General features: G+C 62.9%; 10 protein-coding genes. 2 read left to right on the forward strand and 8 right to left on the reverse strand.

Annotation, left to right across the window (positions count from 1 at the left end; translation table 11 throughout):
- Positions 1-223: 223 nt before the first annotated feature.
- The 3 genes from KBX19_RS07445 to KBX19_RS07455 form a co-directional block, all read right to left on the reverse strand.
- Positions 224-1474 carry an ABC transporter substrate-binding protein gene (locus KBX19_RS07445; RefSeq protein ID WP_255998146.1) on the reverse strand — a complete coding sequence of 417 codons (1251 nt, stop codon included), beginning with the start codon at positions 1472-1474 and terminating at the stop codon, positions 224-226.
- A gap of 107 nt (positions 1475-1581) precedes the next feature.
- A complete protein-coding gene (locus tag KBX19_RS07450) occupies positions 1582-3351 on the reverse strand; it encodes an acetyl/propionyl/methylcrotonyl-CoA carboxylase subunit alpha (RefSeq protein WP_255998147.1) in 1770 nt (589 codons plus the stop codon).
- Between the two features lie 146 nt (positions 3352-3497).
- Positions 3498-4376: a sulfurtransferase gene (locus KBX19_RS07455; protein WP_255998148.1), complete on the reverse strand. Its 879-nt coding sequence runs from the start codon at positions 4374-4376 to the stop codon at positions 3498-3500.
- Positions 4377-4596: 220 nt separating this feature from the next.
- On the opposite strand from KBX19_RS07455, the gene KBX19_RS07460 reads away from it, so the two are divergent.
- Positions 4597-5658: a Cj0069 family protein gene (locus KBX19_RS07460; protein WP_255994508.1), complete on the forward strand. Its 1062-nt coding sequence runs from the start codon at positions 4597-4599 to the stop codon at positions 5656-5658.
- Positions 5659-5743: 85 nt separating this feature from the next.
- Here the strand turns inward: KBX19_RS07460 and KBX19_RS07465 are convergent, their stop codons facing one another.
- The 3 genes from KBX19_RS07465 to betT are packed head-to-tail and all read right to left on the reverse strand — an operon-like array spanning position 5744 to position 11077.
- A complete protein-coding gene (locus KBX19_RS07465) occupies positions 5744-7309 on the reverse strand; it encodes a GMC family oxidoreductase (RefSeq protein WP_255998149.1) in 1566 nt (521 codons plus the stop codon).
- 15 nt (positions 7310-7324) lie between these two features.
- Positions 7325-8809, reverse strand: a complete 1485-nt coding sequence (locus KBX19_RS07470; RefSeq protein WP_255998150.1) for an aldehyde dehydrogenase family protein — start codon at positions 8807-8809, stop codon at positions 7325-7327.
- Between the two features lie 51 nt (positions 8810-8860).
- Positions 8861-11077, reverse strand: coding sequence for a choline BCCT transporter BetT (gene betT / locus KBX19_RS07475; protein ID WP_255998151.1), 2217 nt, complete (start codon positions 11075-11077; stop codon positions 8861-8863).
- 245 nt (positions 11078-11322) lie between these two features.
- Here betT and KBX19_RS07480 point away from each other — a divergent pair, with 245 nt between their 5' ends.
- Positions 11323-12546: a DUF4282 domain-containing protein gene (locus KBX19_RS07480; RefSeq protein WP_255998152.1), complete on the forward strand. Its 1224-nt coding sequence runs from the start codon at positions 11323-11325 to the stop codon at positions 12544-12546.
- 7 nt (positions 12547-12553) lie between these two features.
- Here the strand turns inward: KBX19_RS07480 and KBX19_RS07485 are convergent, their stop codons facing one another.
- Entirely contained in the window at positions 12554-12949 is a 396-nt protein-coding gene (locus KBX19_RS07485) for a DUF3151 domain-containing protein (RefSeq protein WP_255998153.1), read from the reverse strand.
- A 4-nt stretch (positions 12950-12953) separates the two neighbouring features.
- A complete protein-coding gene (locus KBX19_RS07490) occupies positions 12954-13208 on the reverse strand; it encodes a DUF3253 domain-containing protein (protein ID WP_255998165.1) in 255 nt (84 codons plus the stop codon).
- Between the last annotated feature and the right edge of the window lie 45 nt (positions 13209-13253).

Here is a 13253-nt window from a genome sequence, read left to right on the forward strand (position 1 = left end):
CGACGACGCGGCGCTAGCGTTGATCGGGGTGCTCATCGGGGATTGACCCTTCATGCGTTGGCTGGTGAGAAAGAAGAACGGGCGAACGCCCGCAACGGGGGCAATCCGTTGCAGGCGTTAGTCTAGGGAGCTGATTCGAAGTCAACGTGGCTCAGCCCACGCCCGCGCTGTCTGTCACGTTGACAGTGCGCGCTGCGAACAGTCGCACGCCCCATGGAGACTCCTACTGTGCTTGCTTGATAGCTGCGGCCATGTCCTTGGTGGCTTCGTCTACGTTCTTGTTGCCGTTCAGGGCGGCGTAGGCGTTGTCCTGGATTGCCTTCGAGATGGCTGGGTAGAACGGGGACACCGGTCGCGGCTTGGCGTTCTCCAGGGATTCTTTCAGGGCAGGCAGGTAGGGTTGCTGCTCAATAAGGTCTGGGTCGTCGTAGACGGATGCCAGCACCGGCGGGAAGGATGCTTCTGCGAAGGAGCGCTGGTTTTCCTCGTTGATGATGAACTGGATGAAGTCGTGCGCGGTGGCCTTGTGCTGCGAGTTGACGTTGATTCCGTTGTTGTAGCCGCCCAGGGTGGACGTGCCCACTCCGTCTGCGCCGACGAGCGGCTGGACCTCGAAGTTGATGCCGTTTTCTTTGGCGTTGGCGTACATGTACGGCCAGTTGATGGCCAGAGCAGTCGTGCCTTCGGTGAAGGCGATGTTGGTCTCTTCTTCCGTGGCGGAGGTGGAGTTCTTGGAGATTGTGCCGTCCTTGTAGGCATTCACCAGCGCTTCCAAGCCTGCCTTTGCTTCGTCCGATTCAACTGTGGGTTCGCCGTTGCTGTCGAGCACCTCGCCGCCCCAGCCGTTCATGAAGCCGACCGTGTTCACGGTGAGGCCTTCGTATTGCTTGAGCTGGGTGGTCAGGCAGTCACCTTCAACTGCCTCGCAGGCGGAGGTGATGTCGGCGAATGTGTCCGGCTTCGAGTCGATTTTGTCCACGTTGCGGAACAGCAGCTGGCCATTAGTGTTCTGCGGCAGTGCGTAGAGGGTGCCGTTGTAGGTGGCGGACTCCACCGTGGGCTGCAGCAGCTTGGAGGTGTCCACTGCGAAGTCGCCTTCCAAAGGCACGAGCCATTGGTTCGCTGCGAAGTCTGCGGTCCACACAACGTCGAGGGCCATGACGTCGTAGTCGGAGTTGCCGGCTTGGAGTGACTGGACCAGGGTGTCGCGCTGGTCATCGGCTTCACCGGCGAGTTCCTTGAGGGTGACTTCCTCGTCAGGGTGCTCCTCGTTCCACTTCTCGATGATGGGAGTGAGCTTGTCGGTGTCGTTGCGGCCCATGGCGAAGGTGATGGGGCCGCGGTCCTCGTCGGACTTGGTGGCACCAGCGTTCTGCCCGGAGTTCGAGTCGTCCGAGCAAGCGACAAGGCTGACGGAGGTCAACGCGATGGCGCACAGTGCTGCCCCGGACTTAAGAGAAATGGAGAGCTTCATTCTCAGGCCTTTCAAACAGGAAACTAGTGTCCATTCAAGATAGCCCACAAGGCAGCTCGAACTGGGCGGTTTGAATGATCCGGATACGCCCGGGGGTAGGTGATCGGTTAGCGGATCTCCATGAGCACGGCGGTCTTGTTCACCTGTTCGCCTTGCTCCACGGCGAGGCCCTTGACGGTGCCGGCCTTGTGGGCCTTGACGGGGTTTTCCATCTTCATGGCTTCGAGCACGAGCAGGATGTCGCCTTCTGCGACCGTGTCGCCGTCTGCGACGTTCACCTTGACGACGGTCCCTTGCATCGGCGCCGGAACCGCATCCCCGGACACAGCCGCGCCGGATGAGCGGCGTTTCTTCGCCTTGCGCTTCGACCCGTTGCCGATGACTAGGGAGGCGGGCAGGGCGACTTCGATGCGCCGGCCGTCGATCTCGACGGCGTACGTGCGGGTTGCCGATTCAGAATCGGCAACGTCCACATCGTCGTCGGCGTCCTGGTACGCGGGGATGGTGTTGGTGAATTCCTCTTCGATCCAGCGGGTGTACACGGAGAAGCCGTTCTCGTCACCGGCAAACGCGGGGTCGTTCAGCACGGCCTGGTGGAAGGGGATGACGGTGGGCAGGCCGTCGACGACGTACTCGTCCAGGGCGCGGCGGGCGCGTTCGATGGCTTCGGTGCGGGTCTCGCCGGTGACGATGAGCTTGGCCAGCATGGAGTCGAACTGGCCGCCGACGATGTTGCCTTGGCGCACACCGGAATCGACGCGGACACCGGTGCCGGTCGGCTCGCTGTAGCGGGTGATGGTGCCCGGCGCGGGCATGAAGTTCATGCCGGGGTCTTCGCCGTTGATGCGGAACTCGATGGCGTGGCCGCGTGGCTCCGGATCTTCAGTCAGGCGCAGGGTTTCGCCGTCAGCAATGCGGAACTGCTCGCGCACGAGGTCGATGCCTGCGGTCTCCTCGGTGACGGGGTGCTCGACCTGCAGGCGGGTGTTGACCTCCAGGAAGGAGATGATGCCCTCCGGGTTCTGCTCGTCGGCAGGGCTGACCAGGTATTCGACGGTGCCGGCACCGTAATAGCCGGCCTCCTTGACAATCGCCTTCGCCGAGTCGTGAATGGACGCGCGCTGCTCGTCGGTGAGGAACGGCGCAGGGGCCTCCTCGACGAGCTTCTGGAAGCGGCGCTGCAGGGTGCAGTCGCGGGTGCCGGCGACGATGACGTTGCCGTGAACGTCGGCAAGCACCTGGGCTTCGACGTGGCGGGCGCGGTCGAGGTAGCGCTCGACGAAGCACTCGCCGCGGCCGAACGCTGCGACGGCCTCGCGCGTGGCGGACTCGAACAGCTCGGGGATCTCTTCTCGGGTGTGGGCGACCTTCATGCCGCGGCCGCCGCCACCGAATGCGGCCTTGATGGCGATGGGCAGGCCGTGTTCGTCGGCAAACGCGAGAACCTCGTCGACCGAGCTGACCGGCTCTTTAGTGCCCGGTGCCATCGGCGCGCCGACCTTCTCGGCGATCCGGCGGGCCTCGACCTTGTCGCCCAGCAGCGCGATGGCCTCGGGCGAGGGGCCGATCCAGGTGAAGCCTTCGTCGATAACGCGGCGGGCGAAATCGGCGTTTTCGGACAGGAAACCGTACCCGGGGTGGATCGCGTCCGCACCGGAGGCCTGGGCGGCGCCAATGATCCGGTCGAAGCTCAGGTAGGAATCGGCGGCGGTGGCCCCGCCGAGCGCGAACGCCTCATCAGCCAGGCCCACGAACGGGGCATCCGCGTCCGGCTCCGCGTAGACAGCGACGGATGCGATGCCGGCGTCTTTCGCGGCGCGGATCACGCGCACGGCGATTTCGCCACGGTTGGCAATGAGAACCTTCGAGATTGTCACGGGGATCTTCCTTCTAGCCGGGTGTACAGACAGTTATCGCCAAGGGTAAAGCACAGCGCAAGCACAGCTGAACTTCAACCGGGCAGTTACGGATGACTAATCGCAAAAACGCTTATCGACGTTTCCCCCGCACCCCAAGCAGCCGCTTACTCTGTGTCCCGCTCAATCGGCATGCGGACCATGTTGCCCCATTCGTACCAGGATCCGTCGTAAAGCGAGACGTTCTCCACGCCCAGCACGTGGCGGAGGATGTACCAGGTGTGGGCGGCGGACTGGCCGGCACTGCAGTAGGTGATCACCGGAGCGCCGGCGGGCACATCGGTGTAGGCGGCGGCGATGGACTCGCGGTCTTTCACGCGCCCGTTGGGGTGGACGGAGTCACCCCACGGGTGGTTCACTGCACCCGGAATGTGGCCGTGGCGCAACACAGGGGAGGCGCAGTTGGAGTCCGGGGCTACTTCAACCTCGGCGCCGGCGAAGTATTCGGGGCCGCGGACGTCGATAAGCAATGTGTCCTCGGGCCGCGAGCGGACGTGCTCCACGAAGCTGCGCCACGTGCTGTCGTCGCGCTCGACCACGGGGTAGCCCTGCGCCGGGTACTCGGGCACAGCGAAGGAGGTGTCGCGTTCTTCGCCCATCCACGCGTCGCGCCCGCCATCGAGTAGGCGCACGTCGGGGTGGCCGAACAGCTCAAACACCCACGTGGTGTAGGCGGCCCACCAGTTGTTGCGGTCGCCGTAGACCACCACCGTGTCATCGCGGCTGATGCCGCGGGCATCCATCAGCGCGGCAAAGGCTTCCCCGTCGATGAAGTCGCGCTGCACCGGATCGTTCAAGTCGCGGTGCCAGTCAATGCGCACCGCCCCGGGGATGTGCCCGATGTCGTAGAGGAACGCGTCCTCGTCCGACTCCACCACCCGCAAACCGTCGACCCCCAGGCGGGCCGACAGCCACGACGCGGAGACGAACTTCTCCGGGTGGGCAAAGTCCTGGAACTGCGGAAACGGGTCAAATTCTATGGCCATGCGAGATTCCTCTACGGCGTGGAAACGGTCACTGCCTAACCTTACCCGTCAACCATTCCTGCCGAGCGCATTTAGTGTGATGCACACCCGGTGTGAAGTTAATTACTATCTCCGTCACTCGCCGAGCGACGACCTGAAAAAGGGCTTAATCTCAGGTGCGGATCACCCTTTACCTGGTGGAGGTCCGCAGAGTACAAGCACTGATCGAAAGGGAACTCACGTGCACAAGGCTATCGTCGTCTTCGAGGTTGAGGGCGGTTCTGACAAGTACTTCGACGGTCACCGTCGCGACACCATGCCGATTGTCAACTCCATCAAGGACAAGGGCTGGCACTCCGAGGTCGTCTTCTTCCGCCCCGAGTGGTCCGACGACATCTTCAACTACGTTTCCGAGAACTTCGACGGCTACATCTCCCGCGTCAACCCGGGCAACATCCCCGGCGGTGAGAAGGGTTACTTCGACCTGCTGACCCGCCTGTCCGAGGCTGGCCTGGTGGGCATGTCCACCCCGGCAGAGATGATCTCCTACGGCGCGAAGGACGCCCTGGTCAAGCTGAACAAGACCGACCTCGTCCCGGAGGACACCGCGGCTTACTACGACGTCGAGTCCTTCCACGAGACCTTCCCGACTTCCCTTTCCTACGGCGAGCGCGTGCTGAAGCAGAACCGCGGCTCCACCGGCTCCGGCATCTGGCGCGTCCGCCTCGCCGACGAGTCCCTGGCAGAGTCTGTCGAGCCGGGCACCGCGCTGCCGCTAGACACCAAGCTCAAGTGCACCGAGGCTGTGGACAACCACACCGAGGAGCGCGAGCTGGGCGAGTTCATGGACTTCTGCGACCAGTACATCATCGGCGACAACGGCATGCTCGTGGACATGCGCTTCATGCCGCGCATCGTCGAGGGCGAGATCCGCATCCTGCTCGTCGGCCCGCACCCGGTCTTCGTCGTGCACAAAAAGCCGGCTGAGGGCGGCGACGCTTTCTCCGCGACCCTGTTCTCCGGCGCAAAGTACACCTACCAGAAGCCGGAGGAGTGGCAGGAGCTCGTCGACATGTTCGCCGAGGCCCGCCCGGTCATCGCCGAGAACCTCGGCGGCGACAACATCCCGCTGATCTGGACCGCCGACTTCATGCTCGCCGACGATGACGAGACCGGTGAGGACACCTACGTCCTCGGCGAGATCAACTGCTCCTGCGTCGGCTTCACCTCTGAGCTGGACATGGGCATCCAGGAGATGGTCGCTGACGAGGCCATCAAGCGCGTCGAAGAGAAGAACGCTTAAACGCGCGCTTATCGACGTAAAAGCTCCCCGCCTGGTCCAGGCGGGGAGCTTTTCGTTGCTGGGGCCGGTGTGACGGCCGGGAGGATTACTCGCCGGCGATCAGCTGGGCGGCCCTCTCGCCGATGATGTAGCAGGTGATGTTCGGGTTGACTGCCACGATCTGCGGCATCACGGATGCGTCGGCGACACGCAAGTTCTTTGTGCCCTTGACGCGCAGCTCTGGGTCGACCGGCGACATCGGGTCATCCGCAGAGCCCATACGTACTGTTCCCACCGGGTGGTAGACGGTGTTGTGGGTCTTGCGGATGTAGTCCGCGATCTCCTCGTCCGTCTGCGCCTCCGGGCCGGGGGACAGCTCGCGCTTTACAACGTCCTTCAGGGCCGGCTGCGCCGCGATCTTGCGGGCCAGCTTGATGCCCTCGACGGCGATGTGCATGTCGTAGCCCTCTTCATCCGTGAAGTAGCGCGGATCGACCTTCGGCTTGTCGCGGTAGTCGTTGGAGCGCAGCTTTACCGTGCCGCGGGAGCGGGCGTGGCAGACGTTCGGTGTCAGCGCGAACGCTTCGTCGGCCTGCGGGTAACCCTGGCGTGCGGTGTGCATGTCAAATGGGGTGCACCCGTAGTGCATCATCAGGTCCGGTAGGTCGGTGTCGCCCTCGATCTGGGTGAAGATGCCGATCTCCCACCACTGGGTCGAGTCGCGCACCATCGGCACGTTGGACTCGAACTGGATGACAGCTTCCGGGTGGTCCTGGAGGTTCTCGCCGACACCAGGGGCGTCGACAAGCACATCGATGCCGAACTCTTCCAAGTGCTCGCGCGGCCCGATGCCAGAGAGCATGAGCAACTGCGGGGTGTTGATCGCGCCGGCGCTGACGATGATCTCCTTGTTCGCGGTGATCGTGGTCTTGCGGTTGAACACGTCGGCAAGCAGTTCGACACCGGTGGCGGTGTTGTCGTCGCTGAAGAGGATGCGCGTGACCCAGGCGCGGGTGATGATGTCCAGGTTCTCCCGGTCCTCGTTCGGGTGCAGGTAGGAGACCGCAGAGGAGCCGCGGGTGTTGTCGGCGTGGGAGTTGATCTGGAAGAAGTTCGCGCCGTGGGTGACCGTCTCACCGGTGTTGAACGGCTTGCGCGGCAGCCCCGCCTCCTCGCAGGCATCGAGTACGGCAACCCCCACCGGGTCATTCTGCGGAACATCCATGAGCTGCACGGGGCCATCGTGGCCGTACTGCTCGCCGTCGCGGGAATTAGTCTCCATCTTCTTGATCAGCGGCGTGATGTTCTCCGGGGTCCAGCCGTTAGCGCCGAGCTTCTCCCAGATCTCCATGTCTTCAGCCGGCGGGTGGAACGCGATGCAGGAGTTGTGGGAGGAGCAGCCGCCCAACACCTTCGCGCGGGCGTGGCGCATAAAGGAATTGCCGTTCTCCTGCTCCTCAATCGGGTAGTCCCAGTCCAGGCCGGATTCGAGCAGCTCCGGCCAACGCTTCAGGCTGAGCACCTCGTCGTGCTCGCGGTCGTCGGGGCCGGCTTCGAGCAGTGCGACGGTGACATCCGGGTTCTCCGACAGACGGGAGGCGACAGCCGCTCCGGAGGAACCGCCGCCGATGACGATGTAGTCGTAGGATTCGCGTGCGTCAGACAGGTTCATAGGTGGGGTCTCCTTCTAGTTCTGCTTGTTGGGGAACCAGCCGGTCACAGCAGGTTCAGTGTTGTGATAGATGTGCTTTGCCTGCGTGTACTCCTCCAGGCCGGCGACACCGAGCTCGCGGCCGATGCCGGACATTTTGAATCCGCCCCACTCCGCCTGCGGGATGTAGGGGTGGTAGTCGTTGATCCAGATGGTGCCGTGCTGCAGGGCACGGGAAACGCGGTTGGCAATGCCCATGTCAGAGGTCCAGACTGCGCCGGCAAGACCATAGTCGGTGTCGTTGGCAATCGCGACGGCCTCTTCTTCCGTGCTGAAGGTCTCCACGGTGATGACCGGGCCGAAGCCTTCCTCCTGCACGGCGGGGTTGTCGCTGGCGCACTGGTCCAGAACGGTGGGGGAGTAGAAGTAGCCGTTTTCGTGTTCTGGGCCGCCCCAGTCGCCGCCGCAGCGCAGCCGCGCACCGGCATCGATGCCGCGCTGAACATAGTCGGTGACCTTGTCGCGGTGCTCCTTCGAAAGCAGCGGGCCGGTTTCAGCACGCTCGTCGAAGGGGCCGCCCATGACGATGTCCTTCGCGCGCCCGACGAGGTCATCGACGAACTTTTCCGCGATCGACTCGTGGATCACGAGGCGCGTGCCCGCGGAGCACACCAGGCCGGAATCCATGAATCCGGCGTTGAGCGCGTTATCCAACGCTGCGTCGTAGTCGGCGTCGGCGAAAATGACGTTGGGGTTCTTCCCGCCGAGCTCAAGAGCGACCTTCTTCACGCCCTCCGCGGCTGTCTTGGCGATGATCCGGCCCGTCTCCAGCCCGCCCGTGAAAGACACCAAGTTGATCTCTGGGTGGGAGGAGAGCACGGAACCAACGTTGGCACCGTCACCGGTGACAACATTGGCCACACCCTTCGGCAGGCCGAGGTCATCGAGCACCTCCGCGATGAGCAGCGTCGTGTGCGGGGTCAGCTCCGACGGCTTGATCACGAAGGAGTTACCGGTTGCCAGGGCCGGAGCGATCTTCCACGCAGCCTGCAACAGCGGGAAGTTCCACGGGGTGATCATGCCGCACACTCCGATGGGCTCGTACACGACGCGGTCGATCACGGAGTCGTCTCCGGCATCCACCAGCCTGCCGGGGTTGGAGTCTGCGATCTTGCCGAAGTAACGGAAGCAGCCGGCAATGTCGTCCATGTCGCCCTCGGCCTCCACGAGGCGCTTGCCCGTGTCGAGAGCCTCCGCCTTGGCGAAGTCCGCTTTGCGTCGTTCAATTTCCTCGGCCACCCGAATCAGGAAATCACCGCGTTCCGAAGCGGGCGTGTTACGCCATTCACCCTTGTCGAAGGCTGCGCGGGCAGCCTCAACTGCACGGTTGGCGTCGTCCGAGGTGCCTTCCGACACCACACCGACCTCGGAACCGTCGGCGGGGCAGATGATTGTGCGCGTCGCCCCGTTAGAAGCGGCCACCCATTGTCCGTCAATGAACAAAGTTGCAGTTTCCGGCATATGCCGTGTCCTTTCGATCCTTAATTTCTAGAGGGCTGTCTCTTGCGCTCTCTACTGTGGATACGTTCCCGAGGGTACAGATCCTTGCGTGTCCGCCTCCGGGGCCGATGCTCCGGCATCCTCCCACGTGGTCGGTGCAGCGACGGTGGTATCAGCGATGACGGTTCCGAAGTCGTCTCCGGCCATGTCCATGTAGAGACGGTGTTGGTCGTAGTAATTCAAGACATCAGAAATCAGCTGGTCTGAGGTGTACCCCATGACATTGTGGCCGCGGGTGCCGCGGGCGTCGAAGACCTCTACGCGGTAGAAGAAGTCTTGGTCGTCTTCCGCGCCGACGGCATAACCCGGCATCTCGTAGGCAACGGGGCATAGCTGGTATTTGAAATCGTCCTGCTCATCGAATTTGACGTTCAAGTCGATGAACGGAAGCTGATTTTCCTCATCTACCCCCTCAATGAAGGTCGCATCCAGGCCCATGTTGCGCATCTCCAGATAGACCTCACGCAGCGCGGGCTGGGCGGTGGAGCCAATGAAGTCCCTGGCTTGATCGCTTGTTGGCCACGATATGTGGCGGGCGAGCCGCTTCTTCCAGTATTTCGAGTCTTCCCCGGTGCCGGCAGGTGCCGCGGCCCGCGATGCCAGTGCACGCTCCTGGGATTCCATCGCCCACTTCTCCGCGCGCAGCACCTTCATCACGGAAGCCATGAGTAGGTACATCACGACCGAAAAGGGCAGTCCGATAAGGACGGTGGCTGCTTGGAGGGTGTACACACCGTCGATAAGCAGCATCGCGAGAGTGAGCACACCGATGATGACAGCCCACACAATGCGCAGCCACGGAGCACCGTCAGAATCTCCTTTCGTCGCGTGCGAGGTCATGTTCGCCATCACCAACGAACCGGAGTCGGCCGACGTGATGTAGAACAGCAGCCCGACGATAACGGCGAGCCCGATGAGGAACGTGGCACCCGGGTATTGCTGCAGCAGGTTGTAGAAACCGGATTCTGGCACTTCCAGCGCCTCATTCAGGAAGTCGTTGTCGCCGTCACGGAAGAAACGCAGCGCGGAATTACCGAAGATAGAAATGACCAGCACAATGAACCCCGGCGGCACAAGCAGCACACCGAGAATGAACTCGCGTAGCGTGCGGCCGCGGGAGATGCGGGTGAGGAAGAGCCCGACAAACGGAGTCCAGGCGATCCACCAGGCCCAGAAGAACAGGGTCCAGTCCTGCAGCCACTGCCCGGCCGGGTAGTCGCTCATGCCGGCGGTGTAACCGAAGGTTTCCAGCAGCATGCCGGGGAAACGGGAGATCGAGTCGCCGACGTTTTGCACTAACTGCGTGAGCAATGTCGCCGTCTGCCCGGTGATGAGGATCCACGCCAGCATGCCCAGCGCTAAGTAGACGTTGAGTTCCGAGAGGAACCGGATGCCTTTGTCGACGCCAGACACCGAGGAGACGATGGAGATCGCCACAGAGACGACAATCAGTGCCGTCCACACAGTGATGTTGTTCGGAATGCCGAATAGCGACGACAAACCGTAGTTGAGGAAGACCACACCAATACCGAGAGAAGTCGCGATACCGAAGATCGTGCCGATCGTGGCGGTGACATCCACCGCGTCACCGGCAGCGCCCTTGACGCGCTTGCCGAACAGCGGCGCAATAGCCGAGCGCAGCGACAACGGCAGGTGGTAGCGGTAGGCTGCCAAACCCAACGCCACGCCCATGAGCGCATACATGGACCACCCCGGCACGCCGTAGTGGAAGATCGTCCAGATCGGGGCCATGCGGGCGGCCTCGTCCGACATCGGGGCGACATCTGGGGGAGTGGCGAAGTTCGTCGCTGGGCCCGCGATGGCGAAGAACATCAAGTCCACGCCAATCCCGGCTGCGAACAGCATCGATGCCCATGTAAACAGGCTGTACTGTGGCCGCGAATGGTCCGGGCCCATGCGGATATCACCGAATCTGCTCAGTGCGACAACGAGCACGAACAGCACGATGAGACCGGCGGTGAGCACGTAGTACCACCCCAAGTTCGCCCCGATCCAGTCCATTGACCCGAAGATCACTTTTTCTGCCTGGCCCGGGAAGAACGCCGACCAGAGAACAAACCCGACAATGAGCACGCCCGAGGTGATGAATACGGGCTTGTTCACCCGGGCAAAACCTTTTTCGTTCAATGCATCGTCGGTTTGCGATTCACCGGAAGGACCGGGATGCGAACCGCCGACACCAGCTGAGAGAGAAGCGGTGGTGGTCACCGTGACTCCTTAAGAAAGTAGATCAAAATTTGCAAGAACCAGCTCCCTGTGACCGGGGGCCAGCTTTACTACACAGTAGTGACAGTCACCACACAGGGTCATGTGTTGCATCTTTTCCAGTGGCGCGGTGCACTCCACTCACCCCACTCCGGGCACCGTCACCCCCGCAGCGACCCGTGGAAATTTTGCAGAAGATAGTTAAACTACAGACGTTCAAGTAGCCACGAACCGAGAAGGACCTAGCAATGTCTACACCGAATAAGCCGAACTCAAACGAGCCCATCAACCCCAACGCCAACGAGTACGGATCATCCGGCTTCGACACCACCAAACCCGGTTCCCGCTCTGACAACACCGGCTCTGATTCGGCGCCCGGCTCTACGCCGTACTCCGGCTACGTCGAATCCTCCGTCCCGTCTTCGCGCAGGAAGCCTGGTGCCGCTGCCGGCACGTCCGATAGTTCCCACCCGGACACCACGGTGATCTCCACGAACCGCGAAGGTGCCGCCGGTTCTGCTTCGACAGGGGGTTACTCGTCGTCCCAGGGCTCTACGGCCTACAGCGCTGGTTCGGCAAGTGCAGGAAACACCAGCGGCACCACTGGTTCCGCGGGTGCTGCTGGCACCACCGGCTCTGCAGGTTCTGCAGGCGCCACCGGTTCGGCTGGCTCCATGGGTTCTGGCACGCACGCCGGCACCTACCAGTACGGCCAGTCTGCTGAGCCCGCAGGCAATTGGGCCGGTACGAGCGCTTCTTCCAGCGCTCCGCAGTCCTACGGTAACCAGTACCCGTCGTCGTACGGCACGCCGGCAGGCCAGCCTGGGCAGCCGGGTCAACCGGCACAGTCGACGCAGACGAACCAGCCGGGCAATCAGTTCGGGCAGCAGCCGAGCAACTTCGGCCAGCCCCAGCAGGGCCAGCAGGCACAGTCCCAGGCGCAGTTCGGTGGCCAGTTCCTCAGCTCCGAGCAGGCCTACGAGATCCGCAGCTCCAACCAGGCCTACGGCGCTGACCAACCGTACGGTGCTAACCAGCCGTACGGCCAGCAGCAGCAGTTTGAACAGCAGCAGTTCGACCAAATGCAGCAGTTCGACAAGGTCCCGCAGGAGAAGGGCAAGGGCTTCTTCAGCTCGTTGTTCGACTTCAGCTTCCGCGAGTTCATCACGATCGACTTCGTGAAGATCATCTACATCGTGCTGTTGGCAGCCTCTGTCGTCGGCTGGGTTGTGGGCCTGATCGCGTCCTTCTCGGGCTTCCAGGCGGGCGCAGGCACCGGCATCATGTTCCTGTTCGGCTGGCTGATTTTCGGCACGCTGGCGACGCTGCTGCAGATCATCCTCATTCGCGTCGGCCTGGAGGCTCTCGTGTCGGTGGTCCGCATCGCTCAGAACACGACTGATCTGGTGGATGAGGAAAAGGGCGCCGAGGACGCTGTGAGCGTCGACAGCGCTGAAGACACCACCAAGTAAAAGCGGCTTACAGCAGCTTTTCGACGGCCGCCGGATCCGCATCCGACAGCATCTGGCGGCACCGGTCGTACTCCGCGTTGTCACCGATGGCCTGAGAGGTCAAGGCCAGCATTGCGATCGATTCGAGAACGCCGCGGTTGGGTTCGTGGGAGTAGGGCACCGGGCCCCAACCCTTCCACCCGTTGGCGCGCAGACGGTCCAGCGAACGGTGGTAGCCGGTGCGCGCGTAGGCATACGCCACGAGCACGTCACCGCCATCGAGTTCGCGGCGGGCGCGGGCGGCCCAGACGCTGGGGGAGTCGGGGTGGGTAAGCGCGGTGTCGTCGTTAAACAAGTCGTTGCCTGCAGCGGGGTCGTCCGGTAGCTGCACGGGCGGCGGGGCCATCATGTCCTTGAATTCCATGGGGTCAATCCTGCCACTTCGGGCCGCGGCGGATGCGGATCGGGCCTTTCGCCGCGGCCATGTCGACTTCGCGGTCGCCCTGGGTGATGATCACCGTGCCCGCAGCGGCGAGCTCAGCCGCAGCCGCGCGCACGTCGTCCATCAGGTCGCGCCAGTCATCGCCGTGGTCGCGTGCGACATCGGACGGGCAGATTGAGGATTCCGGTTTGCGCGCCGCCAGCTTATCGACATGAAGCGTCCTGGTTTTCGTTCCGCTTATTGAACGCCCAACGGGTGGGCGTGTGATTGTTGATAGTAGGCGTCT

Source organism: Corynebacterium sp. CCUG 71335 (genome assembly GCF_024454075.1).
Taxonomy (GTDB): domain Bacteria; phylum Actinomycetota; class Actinomycetes; order Mycobacteriales; family Mycobacteriaceae; genus Corynebacterium; species Corynebacterium genitalium.